The following is a 17,171-nucleotide window of genomic DNA, read 5'->3' as shown; positions in this document are numbered from 1 at the left end:
GGCGAGGCTGCAGTACCGCAGCCAACAGTGTGCAATATACGGTCGCACCCGCGCCAGCACCCGCCAAAAGCGACGAGATGCAGATTTACGCGACTGGAATGCAAAAAGCCGCGCTGAACCGTGTGACTGCGGATCCCACCTCCGGTAAGATGATGCTAACTTGACACAATTGGAGCAATCAATGGCTGGTAGCCTGTTGTTATTACTGGACGACATCGCAAGCGTCCTCGACGACGTCGCGGTGATGAGCAAGGTGGCGGCGAAGAAAACCGCCGGCGTCCTCGGGGACGACCTGGCACTCAACGCCCAGCAAGTCACCGGCGTCAATGCCGAGCGCGAAATCCCCGTGGTCTGGCAGGTCGCCAAGGGTTCGTTCAAGAACAAGGCGATCCTGGTGCCGGCGGCGCTGGCCATCTCGGCCTTCGTACCCTGGCTGATCACCCCGCTCCTGGTCATCGGCGGCGCCTTCCTGTGCTTCGAGGGCGCCGAAAAGCTCGCCCACAAATTCCTGCACAAGGAAGAAGACGCCCAGCACAAGGCCGAACTCACGGCCGCCCTGGCCAATCCCGCGGTCGACATGGTCGCCCTGGAAAAGGACAAGATCAAGGGCGCGGTGCGTACCGACTTCATCCTGTCGGCGGAAATCATCGTGATCGCCCTGGGCACGGTGGAAAACGCGCCCTTCAGCCAGCAGGTCATGGTGCTGGTCACCATTGCGCTGGCCATGACGATCGGCGTCTACGGCCTGGTGGCGGCCATCGTCAAGATGGACGACGCCGGCCTGTACCTGAGCCAGAAGGCGGGCGGCCTGGCGCGCAACACCGGCAAGCTGCTGCTGGCCACGGCGCCGCGCCTGATGAAAGTGCTGTCGGTGGTGGGTACGGCGGCCATGTTCATGGTCGGCGGCGGCATCATCGCCCACGCCTGGGCGCCGCTGCACCACTTCTCGGAAAATGCCGCAGGCATGACGGCGGGCGTGCCGGCCATCGGCGGCGTGCTGGCCGCGATCACTCCGACCGTGGTCGATGCGATCGCCGGCGTCATCGTCGGCGCCCTGGTGCTGGCGGTGGTGACCGTGGTGCAGCGCATGCGCGGCAAGAAGGCCGTCGCCCACTGATTCAGCGGCTTGCGGCATCGGAAAACGCGCCCTCCGGAGACCGGGCGGCGCGTTTTTTCTGTCTAGCCTAGACTGACGGTGCCGGCGGTTCATCCTTGCGCGTGAGGGCGGTGCCGGCAGCCAGCCCGAGCGCCAGGGCGGCATACACGATCGCCAGGCCCGGCGTGGAAATATGCTTTTCGTAGCCGGGATGGAAGCGCTTGGGCGTGAGCTTGTAGTCGGCAAAGGCGGCAAAGGCCGAGGTGGCGGCGGAAGCGGTCAGGATGCCGACCGGCGTCTTGCGGTCGAGATATTTACCTGCCACTTTTTCGAACACGATCGACCAGAAGGTGGAGCTGGCGTGGTGGATCAGGTAGCCCGGCACGGTGTAGCGCAGCGAGGCGCCGGTATGGCGCGCCGCCTTGTCGCCGTGCACGTAATGGCTGATCGCATTCGTCGGCGCCAGGGCGCTGCCGGTTTCCTTCTTGCCGACAATGGCCAGTGCGACCGTCGAGAGAATGCTGGAAGCGGCGCCGGAGACGAGGCCGCGCTGTAGTGTCGTGGTCCAGTTTTGCATGAAGTCCCCTTGAAAATTGGTGAAAGGAAGCGTGGATGCGGATTTTGCTGACGGGCGCCAATGGCTTCATTGGACAGCACCTGCTGCGGGCGCTGCTGGCCGAAGGTCACCACGTCACATGCGCAGGGCGGCACGTCCCAAAGACTGACGATCCGCACCTGGCCGGCATCCATGCCGACTTCGCCCACGATACCGAACAATCCACCTGGCTGGCGCGCCTTTCCGGCATCGAGGCCGTGATCAATACGGTCGGCATTTTCCGGGAGCAGGGCAGCCAGAGCTTCGAACGCCTGCATGTCGAGACGCCGCGCGCATTGTTCGCCGCCTGCGCCGCGTCGCCGAGCGTGAACATGGTGATCCAGTTCTCCGCCCTGGGCGCCGACGAGCACGCCGACACCCGCTACCACCTGAGCAAGCGCGCGGCCGACGATTACCTGGCTTCGCTGCCGCTGCGCGCATATATCGTGCAGCCCTCGCTCGTGTACGGCCCGGACGGCGCCAGTGCGCGCGTGTTCCGCCTGCTGGCCAGCATGCCGTTGACGGTGCGTTTCGGCACGGCGCCGCAGCTGGTGCAGCCCATCCATGTCGACGACCTGGTGCCGGCGGTCGTGAAGCTGCTGGACCAGCGGCCACCGGAGCCCAACGGGACGGCGCTGCGCGTGCCGCTGGTGGGGCCGCAGGCCATGCCGTTTATGGACTACCTGCAGGCACTGCGTGCGGCGATGGGCATGGGGCGGCAACGCGTCGTCGCTTTGCCAGGCGCGCTGGCACGGCTGGCGGCGAAAATGGGGCGCTGGCTGCCCGGCGGCCTGCTCGATGAGGACGCGCTGCGCATGCTCGACCGCGGCAATGCGGGCGACGTGTCGATGACGACACGGCTGCTCGGGCATGCGCCGCGGCCTGTGGCCGACTTCATCGTCGATCCCGGCGCCGAACGCACCCGCGCCAAGCTCGGCTGGCTGCTGCCCGTGCTGCGCTTGAGCATTGCATTCGTCTGGATCGCCACCGCCATCGTCTCCTTCGGCCTGTATCCGGTCGAGGGCAGCTACGCGCTGCTGGCGCGCACCGGCATTCCCACCGCCTTGCAGCCCCTGATGCTCTACGGCGCCGCAGCCTTCGACCTGCTGCTGGGCCTGGGCATCCTGTTGCTGGGGCGCCGGCGCCGGCTATGGCTGGCGCAGCTGGCCCTGATCGGCTTCTATACCGTCGTCATCGCCATCAAGCTGCCGGAATTTTTGCTCCACCCTTACGGGCCGCTGACCAAGAACTTGCCGATGCTGGCCGCGATCTGGCTGCTCTACGAACTCGAGGAAGATTGAACATGGACTACGTCGTCGTCAAATGGCTGCACATCCTGTCGTCGACCTTGTTGTTCGGCACCGGTATCGGGTCGGCCTGGTACATGCTGTTCGCGAACGTCAGCCGCGACGTGCGCGCGATCGCCGTGGTGGCGAAATACGTGGTCGTGGCCGACTGGCTGTTCACGGCCACCACCGTCATCCTGCAGCCGGCCACGGGCTTCTACATGATCCACCTGGCCGGTTATCCGCTGCACAGCACCTGGATCATGTGGTCGATCGCCTTGTACGTGCTGGCCGGCGCCTGCTGGCTGCCGGTGGTATGGCTGCAGATCCGCATGCGCGACATCGCCCAGGAAGCGGCGCGCACCAATACCGAACTCACACCGCAGTACTGGCGCTATTTCCGCATCTGGGTCACGCTGGGCGTGCCGGCCTTCATCGCCTTCGTCGTCATTTTCTGGCTGATGGTGGCCAAACCTGCGTGAACCCGACCCACCCATTTTTTTCAAGGAGAACCCCATGCGGGCTTACCAGATTCTTCCCGGCGCGAACATCGACGCCCTGCAGTGCGTGGATTACCCGGACCGCGACCTGGCACCGGGCGAGGTGCGCATCCGCGTGCATGCGGTGTCGCTCAACTACCGCGACCTGATGGTCGCCAGCGGTAACTACCTGGTCACGGTGGACGACCCGATCATTCCTTGCTCGGACGGCGCCGGCGAAGTGCTGGCCACCGGGCCGGGCGTCACCCGTGTGCAGGTGGGCGACCGCGTGGTCGGTTCCTTCTTCCCGCACTGGATCGATGGCCGGACCTCGGCCGACAAGATCCGCCGTTCGCTCGGCGGCGACATCGACGGCATGCTGGCCGAAGAAGTGGTGCTGCACGAGGACGCAGTGGCCAAGATCCCGGCGGGCCTGAGTTTCGTGGAAGCCTCGACCATGCCCTGCGCCGGCGTCACCGCCTGGAATGCGATTTTCGTCTCCAGCAACGGCATCAAGCCCGGCGACACCGTGCTGCTGCTGGGGACCGGCGGCGTCTCGGTGCTGGGCATGCAGCTGGCCAAGGCGGCCGGCCTGCGCACCATCATCACCTCGTCGAGCGACGAGAAGCTGCAGCGCGCCCGCGAGCTCGGCGCCCACCACACGATCAACTACCAGGAGATCCCGGAGTGGCACGAGGAAGTGCTGGCGCTCACGCAAGGCAAGGGCGCCGACGTGGTGCTGGAAGTGGGCGGCAAGGGAACCGTGAACCGCTCGGTATCGTCGGCGGCGATGGGCGGGACGGTGGCGATCATCGGCGGCGTGAGCGGCTTCGGCGGCGAGGTGAACCCGGCCTCGCTGCTGGCCACGGCCAAGCGCCTGGTGGGCATTTTCGTTGGCAGCCGCGCGATGCTCGACGACGTGATGCGCTTTGCCGACGTGGCCGGCATCAAGCCCGTGATCGACCGCGTGTTCCCCTTCGGCCAGGCCAAGGAAGCCTATCGCTACATGGAATCGGGCTCGCACTTCGGCAAGGTGGTGATCGACGTCACCGACCGCTCTTGACTAGCGCTTGACCGGCACCAGCTCGATCTCGAACACCTTGGGCCACAGCTTGCCGGTGACGAACAGGCGCCGGCGCTTGCTGTCCCAGGCGATGCCGTTCAGGACGGCGTCCGGGTCGGCCGTGCCGCGCTGGGCGGGCGGCAGCAGGCCCTCCAGGTTGATCACGCCCTTGACCTTGCCGCTGGCAGGATCGATGCGCACGATCAGGTCGCTGCCCCAGACGTTCGCGAACAGCTCGCCGTCCACCATTTCGAGCTCGTTGAGCTGCGCGATCGGCCTGCCTTCGTGCGTGACCTGGATACGGCGCAGTTCCTTGTAGCTGTTGGGGGCGAGGATGCGGATGAAGGCGCTGCCGTCGCTCATGTAGACGTGTTTTGCATCGCTGGCCAGGCCCCAGCCTTCGCCGGTGTACTTGAAAGTGTGCTTCAGCTTGAAGCTCTTCATGTCGAATACATAGCCGACCTGCGAAGTCCAGGTCAGCGCCACGATGTCCTGGCCGACCGGGGTCGAGCCTTCGCCGAAGACGTCAAGCGGCATGTGGGCCTGCTGCACGACCTTGCCGCTGCCCAGGTCCACCTTGCGCAGCGTGGAACTGCCGGCGCGGCCGGTGGTCTCGAACAGGTGGCCGTCGCGGAAGAACAGGCCCTGGGTGAAAGCCTTCTGGTCGTGCGGGTAGGCGTTCTTGACGACGAAGCCGTACAGGGGCACGGCCGCCTGGGCGGCGCCGGCGAGCGTGCAGGCGAGGGCGAAGGGGACGAGTCGTTTCAGCATGAAATAGGTGGTCGAAAGCCGGCAGCCGACTGTAGCACGATTCAGAACAGCGACAGGTTCGGCGACGGTTCCGGCGCCGGCGCCTTGCGCACCGTTTGCGGCGCCGGCCAGTCCTTCATGCGTGCCGGGGGATAGGGCCGCAGGAAGCTGCGCGCCACCTCGACGTCGCGGCAGGCCAGCCAGTCTTCCACTTCCTCGGGTGCGATCACGACCAGCGAGCGCTTCTCGTCGCCCGGCTTGTGCATGCGCGACATGAGCGGATGGTCGTCGGCATTGATCGTGATCTGGGTAAACGAAGACGACAGCGAGCCATCGGCCTCGCTCCACTCGCGCCACAGGCCCGCAACAAAGAACAGGCTGTCGTCCTGCATCCCGATCGCGTGGCGCTGCGCGCGGCCGCTCTCGTAGCAGGGCTCGTAGAACCAGGCCATGGGCACGGCGCACAGCTGCAGCCGGCGCCAGGCTTGTGCGAACGAGCGCCGCTCCCCCAGCGATTCGGCGCGCGCATTCATGGTGTCGAAGGGCTTGACCCCAGGCGGGATGTGCCGGCGCGGCACCATGCCGTAGCTGGCCAGGCAGGGCGCCAGGCGGCCCTCGCGGCTGCGCCTGACGATCGGGGCAGCATAATCCTTCCAGACTTCGTCGGGCCAGCGCCAGTCGGCCGGCAGCTCGCTGAAGGCGCCGAGGGTGCCGAATTGCTCGCGGGTGGGGGTGTGGTAGTTGACGCACATGATGTGGCCAGCATAGTGCGGCGCGCGCGCCTTGGCAACCTGGCCGGGGACTAGAAGTAGGCGATCAGGCGCCCGGCGGCGATCACGCCGATCCACAAGGCCAGCGACAGCAGGGCGTGCAGCAGCGCCGCCGGCGGCGCCCGTCCGGCCCAGGCATCGGCATGCCGGTACGGCCCCGCATGGAAGACGAGGGCGTTGACGCCGGCCAGCAGGATCAGGCCGAGCTTGACGAGGAAAACGCGGTTGGCCAGCAGCGCCAGCGGATCGGCGATGAACAGCAGCAGCCCGGTGGGCACGACCAGCAGCATGCTGCCCGCCGACCAGGGCAGCAGGTGGCGCGCCAGCGCCTTCACCGGGAGCTGGCGGCCGAAGCCGAGCAGGCGCAGGTCGAACATCGCCACCGCCCCCACCAGCACGGCAAAGCCGAGGATGTGGAGCGTTTCGACCAGCGGGTACAGCCAGGCGTGTTCGCGCAGGGCCAGGGCCAGCGGCAGGGAGGCGGCCCAGCTGGCCGCTTCCTGCATGGTCAGCGCAGCTCCGTGGTCTTGTCCTTGATCGTGATGCGCTCGGCCCGCAGTTCGTCGGCCTTGCTACGGTGGGCATAGCCGACCACCGTGGCCTGGGCGCCGACGGCGAGGTTCTCCTTCGGCAGGCCGCGGTTTTCCATGCGGCTCGGCGGCGCCAGCACCACCACCCAGGTCTTGTCGGCCGTCTTGAGCCGGACGAAGCCATGCGGCTGCATGTAGCCGGACTCCTCGATGGTGCCGGCCAGCGTGAGCGGCTTGTCGGCGTTGTACTCGCTCCAGCCGTGGTGGGCGGAAGCCGTGGTGGCCACCAATGCGGCCAGCAGGAACCAGCGTTTCATGGGCACACTCCAGTGATGATGGAAGGGACAAGCCATTCTACGCCCGCGCCGTGCCGGGCGCCGTCAGTTTTCGGCCACGTGCGCGCGCAGGCGGCCGAGGACTTCCAGCTTGCCCTGGACGGGTCGCGCCACCACGATCTCGCCCTGTACCACCGATTCGTTCACCAGCGCGCGGATGTTGACGTCGTGGGTCACCAGCACCAGGTTGCCTTTGCCGGCATAAGCGCCGGCCCGGGACAGGGTTTCGCGCACCCTGGCCTTGCCGGCGGCGTCGCTGTCCCTGAAGATGGAATCGAGCATGGGAGACGCTTCCACCCGGCCGAAGGCCAGGCGCGCGGTGTCGAGGCAGCGGCACCAGCGGCTCGACCATACGGGCCCGAGCGGGATGCCGCGCTGGCGGAAGGCGGCGCCGATTGCGACCGCGTCACGCTTGCCGGCCTCGGACAGGTTGCGCTGGGTGCCGCAGGCATCCAGGCGAAAGCCGGGCGGATCGCCGATGCCGGGAATGGTGGCGGCGTGGCGGATCAGCAGCACATGGCCGCCGGCCTGCAGGCGCTGCCACAGGTCGTCTTCGGCCGCGCCCAGGGATGAGCTGGCAAACACGGTTAATGCGGCTAAAAAGCGTCGTCGAAGCATGATGCGCACCCTGAAGGATCGGCTGCAGGCATTATCGGGCCGGGCGGCGAAGGCGAGCGCACGGCAGCGTCATCGGCTATGCTGGAGAGCCAGCCATTTGCATCACTTGACGACCATGCCACAGCAGCGCCGGGCCGAGCAGGCCGATCTTGCAGCGATGTGGGACTTGCGCACGCGTGCGGTCCGCATCACTTGCGCCTCCCATTATGCGCCGGACATCATCGATGCCTGGTGCGCTACGCCGGCGCCGGAGCGGCTACCTGCATTGATCGAGGCTGGCGGTGCGCTGGTGGCCGACGAGGCAGGGCGCATGCGCGGCTACGCCATCCTCGACCTGGACAGCGGCGAAGTCGATGCGGTCTTCGTCGAGCCGGATCAGCAGGGCCGCGGCATCGCTCGCGCACTGATGACGGCGCTCGAGGCGATGGCGCTGCGGCATGGCCTGCGCCGCCTGTTCCTGTCCGCCTCGCTCAATGCCGTGCCTTTCTATGAACGCGCAGGCTTCGTCCCGCTGCGCGAAGAGCTCTACCCGCACCGCAGCGGCATCGCCTTGCGCTCGGTGTTCATGGAAAAGTCGCTTGCATGCGGCCTGCATGGACCGGGGCAGGGCGGCTCGGTAGACTAGGCTGGATACATCCGGAGACCTGATGCGCCATCCGTCTTTACCTGCCCTGTTGCTGAGCGCCAGCCTGGCCTGTTCCACTCCGGCGCAGGCGGCCGAGCCTTGCGACGGCATCGGCGCCGACCTGGCGGCCATGGCGGGCGCCGACCAGGCCCTGCGCAATCGCCTGGACTTCCTCGATCCGGAGCATCCCGAACAAGTGAAGCTGCGCGGAATGCTGATGCTGGTCGACCGTACCAATACCGAACGCCTGAAGGCATGGATTGCGCGCTGCGGCTGGCCGACCAGATCAAGACATGGCGAACAGGCCGAGGGCAGCGCCTGGCTGCTTGCCCAGCACGCCGACCACGATATCGCGTTCCAGAAGCAGGCCTTGGTGCTGATCGAGCAGGCCGCCGCCGGGAGCGGTGAGGGCGTGACCAGCAACTTTGCCTATCTGGCGGACCGGATCGCGGTGGCGGAAAAACGCCCGCAGCCCTACGGCACGCAGCTCGAATCGACCTCCGGCAAGGCCTGCGACCTCGACTTCTCGCCGCTCGACGAGCGCGAGAAAGTCGAAGCGCGCCGCGCGGCGCTCAAGATGCCGACGCTGGAGACCTACAAGCGGATGGTGCTGGAGATGCAGCACTGTCCGAGCGGCGCGTCGCAGGATTACCATTACGCTCCGCCCGGGGGCGGCGAGCTCAGACGAAAGTAAACGTCAGCTCTTGCGGCAGGCGCGATTTCGGCAGGCCGGCGTTGAAGTCGGCGCTTGAATGGTAGCCAAAGCTGGCCAGCACCACGCTGGCCAGGCCCTGTTCGTGCAGGCCGAATTCCTCATCGAGGATCTTCTGGTCGAAGCCTTCCATCGGCGTGGCGTCGATGCCCAGCGATGCCGCCCCCAGCAGCGCGGTGCCCAGGGCCAGGTAGACCTGCTTTTCCAGCCACTGCGGGATGTCGCGAGTGCCGTAGCGGTGCTGGCGCACGTAGCCGCGCCGGCCCGCATCTTGCCCTGCGCGGGCCGCGTCGTCTCGGAAGCGGCCGTCGCGCCCTTCCTGCGCCAGCAGGCGTTCGAGGTGGGCCTCGTCCATGTCGATGCGCGAGCAGAACACGATCACGTGCGAGGCATCCTGGATCTTGGCGCTGTTGTAGACATAGCCGCCCTGCGCTGCCTTTGCCACGCGCGCCTTGCCCTCGGCCGTGCTGGCGACGATGAAGTGCCAGGGCTGCGAGTTCACCGACGACGGGCTGTGGCGCAGCAGGCCATATAGCTGCTGCATGAGTTCTTCGGGGACGCGGCGTTCGCTGTCATAGGCTTTGGCGGTGTGGCGCTTGCGTGCTGCGGCGAGAATATCCATCTGGGTGATCCTTGAGGGGTTAAAAGTGTTCGAGTACGATTTTACCGACCGCGCGGTCGCTTTCGATATGGGCATGCGCGCGGCGCAGGTTGGCGGCCGAGATCGGGCCGTAATGCTCTCCCAGCGTGGTGCGCAGCGTGCCGGCGTCGACCATCTGCGCCACGCGGGTCAATAACTGGTGCTGCTCCACCATGTCGGGGGTGCCGAACAGGGAACGCGTGAACATCAGCTCCCAGTGCAGCGAGACCGACTTGCGCTTGAGCGGTACGGCGTCGAGCGTGGCCGGATCGTCGATGAGGGCGAACTGGCCCTGGGGCGCCAGCACCTCGACGATTTGCGGGTAATGCTGCTCGGTGTGGGTCAGGCTGATGACGATGTCCGCCGCCGGGATGCCCAGCGCCGCGAGTTGCGGGCCAAGAGGCTGCGCATGGTCGACGACATGGTGGGCGCCGAGGCCGCGCACCCATTCGCGCGATTGATCGCGCGACGCGGTGCCCACCACCGTCAGCTGCGTCAGCCGGCGCGCCAGCTGGACCAGGATCGAGCCGACGCCGCCTGCCGCGCCGATCACCAGGAGCGTCTTGCCGGCGCCGCCGCCTTCCGGGACCCGCAGGCGGTCGAACAGCAGCTCCCAGGCGGTGATCGCCGTCAGGGGCAGGGCGGCGGCCTGGGCGAAATCGAGCGAGGCGGGTTTACGCCCGACGATGCGCTCGTCGACGGCCTGGTACTCGCTGTTCGAGCCCGGGCGCACCAGCGAGCCGGCATAGAACACCTCGTCGCCCGGCGCAAACAGCGTCACGCTAGCGCCGACCGCGCGCACGATGCCGCTCGCGTCCCAGCCCAGCACGCGCGGCGCGCCTGGATCGTCGAGGGGCACGCCGCGGCGGATCTTGGTGTCGACCGGGTTGACCGAGACCGCGCGCACCTCCACCAGCAGGTCGTGTTCGCCGATGGCGGGCATCGGCAGCTCGGTGTCCACCAGGGAGCGAGGATCGTCGATGGGCAAGCCATGCTGGGTATACACTACTGCTTTCATGTTGAATCTCCCGTAAGTTCGCGCTGAACAGGGATTCTAACGACGGCTCCGGCAAGGAAAAACCGGCCTGGAGCGATTTCACTTTCACAGCCAGAGAGAAAATGATCCGCGTTGATGACCTGGCCTTGTTCGTCCGTTCCGCCCACCTCGGCAGCTTTTCGCAGGCTGCGCGCGAGGTCAACCTGTTGCCGGGCCAGGCCAGCGCCGCCATCGGGCGCCTCGAGCGCGAGCTCGACATCCGCCTGTTCGCCCGCTCGACCCGCAGCCTGCGCCTGACCGAGGAAGGCAGGCGCTACCTGCCGTTCGCACAGGATGCCCTGCAGGCCCTGCGCGACGGGATGGAAGACCTGCGCGCCGATAGCGCCGCGCTCAGCGGCACGCTGCAGATTGCGGCGCCGTCGGACTTCGGCCGCAACCTCCTGCTGCCGTGGATCTCGGAACTGCGCCGCGCGCACCCGAAGCTCGATATCCAGCTGCTGGTGTCGGACCAGGTGACGGACGTGTTCCGCGATCCGGTCGACATCGCGGTACGCTATGGCCAGATCGACGACGCCAGCTTCGTCGCGCTGCCGATCGCGCCGGAGAACCGGCGCGTGCTGGTCGCCTCTCCCGCCTACCTTGCACGCCATGGCGCGCCGGCCTCGCTCGACGAACTGGCTGGCCACAACTGCCTGCAATACCGGCTGCGCGGCCGCACCTACGACCGCTGGAGCTTCCCGGCAGGCGCAGGGGTGAAGGTGGTGCAGGTCGCAGGCTGCCTGGTGAGCGACGACGCCGACGTGGTGCGGCGCTGGGCGGTGGCGGGCGAGGGCATCGCCTATAAATCCTGGCTCGACGTCAGCGCCGACGTGGCGGCCGGGCTGCTCGAGGTGCTGCTGCCGGAGGTGCCGGGCGAATCCACGCCCCTGAACCTGGTCTGCCCGCACCGCAAGCAGTTCTCGCCTGCGGTCAAGCTGCTGCATGCGCTCATCGCCGAGCGCTGCGGCCCGCTGCAGGAGGCGATGCCGCGCCCCGTTCAGGCGGCGTCGAGCTCCGCCCTCAATGCGGCGACCAGTTCCGCGGCGGGCATGCTGCGCGCCAGCGCAACCCTGGTGCCGCCCCAGTTGACCGAGTAGTCCTGGTCGCCCTGGCTGGACGCCGCCGCGTGCAGCGCCTTGGCGGCGTCGTAGGCGATCGGGTAATCCGGCACCGCCGGATGGCCGGGCGCGCCGATCTCCGTGAACAGGCGGTTGACGATGCCGCGCGCCGGCCGGCCCGAAATGACGGCGCTCAGTGCGGTCTGCAATGCGGCGCCCTGCCCGATCAGCGCGCGGTGGTGCGGCGGCGCCGACGATTCCGGGCAGGCGATGAAGGCGCTGCCCATCTGGACCGCGGCAGCGCCCAGGTCCAGCGCCGTGCGGATGTCCTTTCCGTCCATGATGGCGCCGGCGGCCACCACGGGCACCGAGACCTTGCCGGACAATGCGCGCAGCAAGTCGAAGGTCGGCAGCGCCGCATCCGGCGCGGACGGGTCGAACATGCCGCGGTGCCCGCCCGCCTCGATGCCCTGGGCGACGATCACGTCGATGCCGGCCGCCTCGATCTGCCGCGCTTCCTCCAGCGAGGTGGCAGTGGCGAACAGCACGATGCCGGCCTTTTTCAGCGCATCGATGTGGACCTGCGCCGGCAAGCCGAAGTGGAAGCTCACCACGGCGGGGCGCTCGGCCAGCAGCAGCTCGAACATGGGCTCGTCGTCCAGGAAGCTGCGGTAGATTTCGGTTAACGCTGCCGGCGGCTCGGCGCCGAAACGGGCGAAATGCGGGCGCAGCCAGGCCAGCCAGGCCGCCTCGCGCGCCGGGTCGCTCCTTGCGGGCGCATGGGTGAACACGTTGACGTTGAAGGGCTTGTTCGTCTTCGCGCGCAGGGCGGCAATGGCGGCGCCGGCCTGCTGCGGCGTGCCGGCGCCCACTGCGATCGAGCCCAGGGCGCCCGCTTCCGACACGGCCGCCGCCAGCGCCGGGGTCGAGACGCCCGCCATCGGGGCCTGGATGATCGGGTGGCGGATGTTCAGCATCGACAGCAGGTTGGCGCGCATGGTCGGCTCCGGCAAAATGAAGGTCGGAACACGAGTATAACGAGCGCTGCGCGTTTACGCTGGGCGCAGCAGCAGGACGGCCAGCACCAGCATCAGTGTCCCGGTCAAGGCTTCGATGGCGCGCCACACCGCCGGGCGTCCCAGCACCGGGGCATAGCGCCGGGCGCCCAGGCCCAGCCCGGCGAACCACAGCACCGAGGCCGTCATGGCGCCGGCTGCGAACGAAGGCCTGGCGTCGCCAGCCAGGCTGCTGCCCACTGCCCCCAGCAGCACCACGGTGTCGAGGTAGACGTGCGGGTTCAGCAGCGACAGCGCCAGCACCGTGGCCAGCGCGCGGCCCAGCGTCTGCACCCCTTGCCCGGCCAGGTCGATCGACGCGCTGCCCTGCAGGCTGCTCTTCCAGCAGCGCCAGCCATACCAGACCAGGAAGACGGCGCCGCCATAGCGGGCCACGGCCAGCAGGGCGGGCGAAGCTTCGACGATCGCGCCCAGCCCCGCGATGCCCAGGGCAATCAGGAGCACGTCGACCACGATGCAGGTGAGGACCGTCGCCAGCACGTGCTGGCCGCGCACGGCGGTACGAATGACGTGGACGTTCTGGGCCCCGATGGCCATGATCAGGCTGGCGCCCAGGCCCAGCCCCTGTAGATACACCTGTTGCGAAAACATGCCGGCTCCTTTGTCAGAACCTGCATGCTCCATGTCAACGCGCTCTAATTCAAATATATTCATGATATTTAAAGACGCGTAAGAAAAATTAATCCAATGCAGATCGATCCCCGCCGTAGCGCCGCCTTCATGGCCGCCGTCGATACCGGCAGCCTGGAGCTGGCGGCCGCCCAGCTGTCCCTCACGCCCTCGGCCGTGTCGCAGCGCATCTCGGCGCTGGAGCAGGATTTCGGCACGCCGCTGCTGGTGCGCAGCCGTCCCTGCCGCCCCACCGGGCCGGGCACGCGCCTGCTGCAATACCTGCGCCGCAGCACCTTGCTGGAATCGGAATTCCTGGCCGAGATGGGCATGGACGAGGGGCCGGTGCGGGTGGCGCTGGCGGTCAACAACGACACCCTGGCCACCTGGCTGTTGCCGGTGCTGGCGCCGATCCTGCAAGCGGAAGAGCTGCTGGTGGAATTCGTGCTCGATAACCAGGGCCACACCTTCGCGCTGCTGGAACAGGGCCGCGTGGTGGCCTGCATCGCGGGCGAGGCCACGCCCATGCATGGCTGCACGGTGAGCACCCTGGGCCTGATGCGCTACCGGATGGTGGCCGCCGAGAGCTTTGCCCGCAGCTGGTTCCCCGACGGCTTCAAGCGCGAGGCGGCGCAGCGCGCGCCGGTGGTGGTATTCGACCGCAAGGATTCGCTGCAGTCGGCATTTTTACTGAAGCATTTCGGGCTGCCGGAAGGTTCCTACCCCTTCCACTACGTGCCGGCGAGCGACCCGTACGGCCAGGCGATCCGCCTCGGCATGGGTTATGGCCTGCTGCCGCTGGAGCAGTGCGAAGCGATGCTGCAAGACGGGACCATGGTCGACCTGACCCCGCATCTGCATGTGGACGTGCCGCTGTACTGGCACGCCTGGCGCATCCAGCCACCGCGCCTGGAGCGCATGGGCGCGGCACTCCTGAAAGCGGCGCGCGCCGTGCTGCTGCCGCTTGATTAAGGGGTCGAGGACAGGCTGACCAGCCGCAGGCGCGAGGGCCGGCGGCGCTCCATGCCGGGCGAGCGCTCCACCGGCCAGCACTGCGCCACACCCCACAGCACTTCCGGGATCAGGAACAGCCAGACCAGCGGCAGGCCGCCCTCGGCCAGCGCCCAGATCATCCAGCCCGCGAACATGAAGCGCCCGACCCCGTCGTAGCGCCCCAGCGCCAGGCTGGGCTGGAACAGCCGCATGGCGGACCACAGCATCACCAGGCTGCCCATCAGGCAGGTGATCAGGATGTTCACCAGGGCGAAGGGCGCCAGTGGTTCGCCGCCCATCCAGACGTTGGTGCTCGATAGCTGGGCGTGCAGCATGGCGAAGGTCCAGGGGGTGGCGAAGGGCGCGGTCACGACGATGTCGTAGAGCGCGCTGGCACGCGTGATGTGGAAGTAATGTGATAACGACATGCTCGGCATGGCCTGCTCCTGCAGCAACGATTGCGCATCCCAGATGCTGCCATGCCTGCCGCAAACGCTTCTTGCGGTGGACGAAAAAAATGAGCTGGACGCTTGCGCATCCAGCCCGAAGGGAAACGGAGAACGGTGATCGAAACAATCAGGTGCCGATGCGGCCCCCGTCGTTCTTGGTGATGACGATGGTCGCCGAGCGCGGGCGCTTGCCGGCGCCGTAGCCGGCGTTCGACGGCCACTGGCTGGTGTACTTGGTAGGGTCGCCGATATTCGCGGACGAAGTGCTCTCGCCCGGGTGCTGGATGTTCACGAACAGCGCCTTGCCGTCCGGGGTTTCGGCAATGCCGGTGATCTCCGAACTGACCGGGCCGACCAGGAAGCGCTTGAGCGTGTCCGGCGTCGCGGCCCGGCCGACATAGGTGTCGACATTCAGGCTGGTGCCGTTGGCGCGCGGATAGGCCAGGGTGAGCTTCTTGCCATCGCCGACCTGGCCCGGCACGCCGGCCAGCATCATGCAGTTGGTGACGTCGGTATAGGCGCCGTCGTCGGTCTGGAACCAGCAGATGCCGGTGGCCGCGCTGAAGGCCAGGCCGTCCGGGCTGGAGAAATCCTGGTCGGCGGACAGGCCCGACAGGTTCACGGTGGCCGCAGCCGCGGCGGCTTCGGCGCCGAACAGGTAGACGTCCCAGGTAAAGCTGGTAGCGGCCGAGCCGGCGGCGCCTTCGCGCACGCGGATGATGTGGCCGTTCGGGTTGCCCGCCTGCGCCGTCGTCCCCTTCATGTCGGTATAGACGCGCGGGTTGGCGGCGTCCGGCGCGCTCTGGCTCGATCCGCTCGGCTCGACGCGGCGGTTGCTGTTGTTGGTCAGCGTGAAGTAGATCTCGCCGTTGGCCGGGTTCACCGCGCACCATTCCGGACGGTCCATCCTGGTCGCGCCCACGGCGTCGCCCGCCAGCCTGGCGTTGACCAGCACGTCGGCCTGGTCGGCGAACTTGTAGCTTGCATAAGCGGCAATCAGCGGATTGGCGATCGACAGCTCGATCCACTGGCCGCTACCGTCGGCCAGGAACTTGGCGACGTACAGCTTGCCGCTGTCGAGGTATTTGTCGCCGGTGGCGATGCGGTCGGCCGGGTTGGCATCGGCCGTGGCCCACAGCGCGGTCGAGACGAACTTGAAGATGTACTCGTTGCGCGAGTCGTCGCCCATGTACACGGCCAGCGGCTGGCCCGCCACCACCTTGCCGAAGGCCGCGCTTTCGTGCGCGTAGCGGCCCAGCGCGGTGCGCTTCTTGATCGCCTTGGCCTTGTCGTAGGCGTCCATCTCGACGATATAGCCCATGCCGTTCATCTCGTTGCGGTAGTCGTCGCTGCCGTCCAGCGAGGCGCCCTTCTTGCTCAGGTTCCAGCGCGCGTACTTGTCGTCGGCGCCGCCGGTTTCCCAGCCGTGGCGCGAGGCGGCGCCGGCATCGCGCCCGTAGCGCTTGAGCGAGACCACGCTCTTGTCGGCGCGCGCCGCGTCATCGGTGCTGGCGCGGGTGAAATAGCCCGACCAGTTCTCTTCGCCCGACAGGTAGGTGTTCCACGGGGTCTTGCCGGTGCCGCAGTTGTTCAGGGTGCCGCGGATCTTGGTGCCGTTGGTCGAGTATTTGGTGACTACCAGCGCATTGCCGCGCACCGGGCCCGAGAGCTCGACCTCGGTCTGCTGGTGCACGCGGCGGTTGAAGCTCGATGCCTGCATGGTTTCCCACTTGGCGCCGTTCCTGCGCACTTCGACGACCGACAAGCCGTGCAGCGCCATTTCCTTGTCCACCTCGGCGGCCGGGCGCGGCAGGCTCATGGTGCCGCCGTTCGGGTGCAGGAAGAAGGCCGACAGCTTCTCGTCGATGGTGGCTTCGTGGTTCATCGCCAGCAGGCCGCGGTCGTTGGCGGTGGTCGAGGCAGCGCCGGTGGCGGACAGCGGGAAGAATTCCATGCCGTCGTGCTGGTCGCCGGCGCGGTTTTCGTGGTCGCCATCGGTGCCGTCGTTCTTGAACGCCGGGGTAGCGGCGGTCAGCGGGTCGCCCATCGCGTACAGGACGCTGGCCGTGTAGCCGGCCGGGACGACGACGGTATCGGCCAGGCTCTTGGACACGGCGCTAAAGCCGAGCAGCTTCTCGGGCGGCGGCGTGACCACCACCGGCGGGGTGCTGGTGGCCGGGCTGTCGTCGCTGGAACCGCCGCAGCCGCTCAGGCCCAGGGCGCCGAGCATCGCGGTGGCGGCCGAGGCGGCGCCGCCGCGCAGCAGGCTGCGGCGGCTCAGGCGCGCTTCCAGCACGTTGCTGAAGTGTTCATTCGACGAGACGTTCGAATCGATGTCGTCGTGGTCGACAGGGATGCGGGCGATGTCCAGCGGCTTGTTCACGGGTGGTCCTGTTCGTTGGGGAAGAAGTCCGTGCATGGTAGGCAGGGAAGATGACTGCCTTGTGACGG

20 protein-coding genes are annotated in these 17,171 nt (G+C 67.5%); 8 read left to right on the top strand and 12 right to left on the bottom strand.

Annotation, left to right across the window (positions count from 1 at the left end):
• The first annotated feature begins 181 nt into the window (after positions 1-181).
• Entirely contained in the window at positions 182-1,117 is a 936-nt protein-coding gene (locus AC3XQU_RS14090; RefSeq protein ID WP_489874785.1) for a DUF808 domain-containing protein, read from the top strand.
• 67 nt (positions 1,118-1,184) lie between these two features.
• Here the strand turns inward: AC3XQU_RS14090 and AC3XQU_RS14085 are convergent, their stop codons facing one another.
• Positions 1,185-1,673, bottom strand: a complete 489-nt coding sequence (locus AC3XQU_RS14085; RefSeq protein ID WP_489874784.1) for a hypothetical protein — start codon at positions 1,671-1,673, stop codon at positions 1,185-1,187.
• Between the two features lie 35 nt (positions 1,674-1,708).
• Between AC3XQU_RS14085 and AC3XQU_RS14080 the strand changes: the two genes are divergently transcribed.
• From AC3XQU_RS14080 to AC3XQU_RS14070, 3 genes are read left to right on the top strand one after another with little or no spacing between them, the layout of a single operon-like run.
• Entirely contained in the window at positions 1,709-2,992 is a 1,284-nt protein-coding gene (locus AC3XQU_RS14080; RefSeq protein ID WP_489874783.1) for an SDR family oxidoreductase, read from the top strand.
• Between the two features lie 2 nt (positions 2,993-2,994).
• On the top strand, positions 2,995-3,459 hold the full coding sequence (locus tag AC3XQU_RS14075) for a DUF2269 family protein (protein ID WP_489874782.1): 465 nt from the start codon (positions 2,995-2,997) through the stop codon (positions 3,457-3,459).
• 34 nt (positions 3,460-3,493) lie between these two features.
• Complete coding sequence (locus tag AC3XQU_RS14070) at positions 3,494-4,519, top strand: zinc-dependent alcohol dehydrogenase family protein (RefSeq protein WP_489874781.1); 1,026 nt, start codon at positions 3,494-3,496, stop codon at positions 4,517-4,519.
• On the opposite strand, the gene AC3XQU_RS14065 is transcribed toward AC3XQU_RS14070, so the two are convergent.
• The 5 genes from AC3XQU_RS14065 to AC3XQU_RS14045 all read right to left on the bottom strand — a co-directional run bounded on the left by AC3XQU_RS14065 (position 4,520) and on the right by AC3XQU_RS14045 (position 7,489).
• Positions 4,520-5,290, bottom strand: a complete 771-nt coding sequence (locus AC3XQU_RS14065) for a glutaminyl-peptide cyclotransferase (protein ID WP_489874780.1) — start codon at positions 5,288-5,290, stop codon at positions 4,520-4,522. It abuts the gene before it with no gap.
• A 41-nt stretch (positions 5,291-5,331) separates the two neighbouring features.
• On the bottom strand, positions 5,332-6,021 hold the full coding sequence (locus AC3XQU_RS14060) for an SOS response-associated peptidase (protein WP_489874779.1): 690 nt from the start codon (positions 6,019-6,021) through the stop codon (positions 5,332-5,334).
• Positions 6,022-6,071: 50 nt separating this feature from the next.
• Positions 6,072-6,545, bottom strand: a complete 474-nt coding sequence (locus AC3XQU_RS14055; protein ID WP_489874778.1) for a DUF6644 family protein — start codon at positions 6,543-6,545, stop codon at positions 6,072-6,074.
• A gap of 2 nt (positions 6,546-6,547) precedes the next feature.
• A complete protein-coding gene (locus tag AC3XQU_RS14050) occupies positions 6,548-6,886 on the bottom strand; it encodes a DUF6152 family protein (RefSeq protein ID WP_489874777.1) in 339 nt (112 codons plus the stop codon).
• 63 nt (positions 6,887-6,949) lie between these two features.
• The gene (locus AC3XQU_RS14045; RefSeq protein ID WP_489874776.1) at positions 6,950-7,489 is read right to left on the bottom strand and encodes a histidine phosphatase family protein; all 540 of its coding nucleotides are present in this window, start codon (positions 7,487-7,489) and stop codon (positions 6,950-6,952) included.
• Positions 7,490-7,637: 148 nt separating this feature from the next.
• On the opposite strand from AC3XQU_RS14045, the gene AC3XQU_RS14040 reads away from it, so the two are divergent.
• Both AC3XQU_RS14040 and AC3XQU_RS14035 read left to right on the top strand, forming a co-directional pair.
• Positions 7,638-8,147, top strand: coding sequence for a GNAT family N-acetyltransferase (locus tag AC3XQU_RS14040; RefSeq protein WP_489874909.1), 510 nt, complete (start codon positions 7,638-7,640; stop codon positions 8,145-8,147).
• A gap of 22 nt (positions 8,148-8,169) precedes the next feature.
• Entirely contained in the window at positions 8,170-8,841 is a 672-nt protein-coding gene (locus AC3XQU_RS14035; protein WP_489874775.1) for a DUF6624 domain-containing protein, read from the top strand.
• Here AC3XQU_RS14035 and nfsB read toward each other — a convergent pair.
• Both nfsB and AC3XQU_RS14025 read right to left on the bottom strand, forming a co-directional pair.
• Positions 8,828-9,481, bottom strand: a complete 654-nt coding sequence (gene nfsB, locus AC3XQU_RS14030; RefSeq protein ID WP_489874774.1) for an oxygen-insensitive NAD(P)H nitroreductase — start codon at positions 9,479-9,481, stop codon at positions 8,828-8,830. The two genes, AC3XQU_RS14035 and nfsB, sit on opposite strands and share 14 nt — an antisense overlap.
• A gap of 19 nt (positions 9,482-9,500) precedes the next feature.
• Positions 9,501-10,517 (bottom strand): zinc-binding alcohol dehydrogenase family protein, encoded by a 1,017-nt coding sequence (locus tag AC3XQU_RS14025; protein ID WP_489874773.1) that lies wholly within the window; start codon positions 10,515-10,517, stop codon positions 9,501-9,503.
• 101 nt (positions 10,518-10,618) lie between these two features.
• On the opposite strand from AC3XQU_RS14025, the gene AC3XQU_RS14020 reads away from it, so the two are divergent.
• Positions 10,619-11,632, top strand: a complete 1,014-nt coding sequence (locus tag AC3XQU_RS14020; protein ID WP_489874772.1) for a LysR family transcriptional regulator — start codon at positions 10,619-10,621, stop codon at positions 11,630-11,632.
• Here the strand turns inward: AC3XQU_RS14020 and AC3XQU_RS14015 are convergent.
• Positions 11,533-12,591, bottom strand: a complete 1,059-nt coding sequence (locus AC3XQU_RS14015) for an NAD(P)H-dependent flavin oxidoreductase (RefSeq protein WP_489874771.1) — start codon at positions 12,589-12,591, stop codon at positions 11,533-11,535. The genes AC3XQU_RS14020 and AC3XQU_RS14015 overlap by 100 nt on opposite strands.
• A gap of 54 nt (positions 12,592-12,645) precedes the next feature.
• Positions 12,646-13,260 carry a LysE/ArgO family amino acid transporter gene (locus AC3XQU_RS14010; RefSeq protein WP_489874770.1) on the bottom strand — a complete coding sequence of 205 codons (615 nt, stop codon included), beginning with the start codon at positions 13,258-13,260 and terminating at the stop codon, positions 12,646-12,648.
• A 96-nt stretch (positions 13,261-13,356) separates the two neighbouring features.
• Here AC3XQU_RS14010 and AC3XQU_RS14005 point away from each other — a divergent pair, with 96 nt between their 5' ends.
• Entirely contained in the window at positions 13,357-14,250 is an 894-nt protein-coding gene (locus tag AC3XQU_RS14005; RefSeq protein WP_489874769.1) for a LysR family transcriptional regulator ArgP, read from the top strand.
• On the opposite strand, the gene AC3XQU_RS14000 is transcribed toward AC3XQU_RS14005, so the two are convergent.
• Together AC3XQU_RS14000 and AC3XQU_RS13995 are read right to left on the bottom strand one after the other, a co-directional pair.
• Positions 14,247-14,699, bottom strand: coding sequence for a hypothetical protein (locus AC3XQU_RS14000; protein ID WP_489874768.1), 453 nt, complete (start codon positions 14,697-14,699; stop codon positions 14,247-14,249). The two genes, AC3XQU_RS14005 and AC3XQU_RS14000, sit on opposite strands and share 4 nt — an antisense overlap.
• A 148-nt stretch (positions 14,700-14,847) precedes the next feature.
• Positions 14,848-17,103, bottom strand: coding sequence for a PhoX family protein (locus AC3XQU_RS13995; RefSeq protein WP_489874767.1), 2,256 nt, complete (start codon positions 17,101-17,103; stop codon positions 14,848-14,850).
• Positions 17,104-17,171 lie beyond the last annotated feature (68 nt).

This window comes from Telluria sp. AZSoR62, from assembly GCF_058111565.1.
Note: the sequence above shows the minus strand (reverse complement) of the source record. Positions and strands in the feature narration are given on the sequence as shown.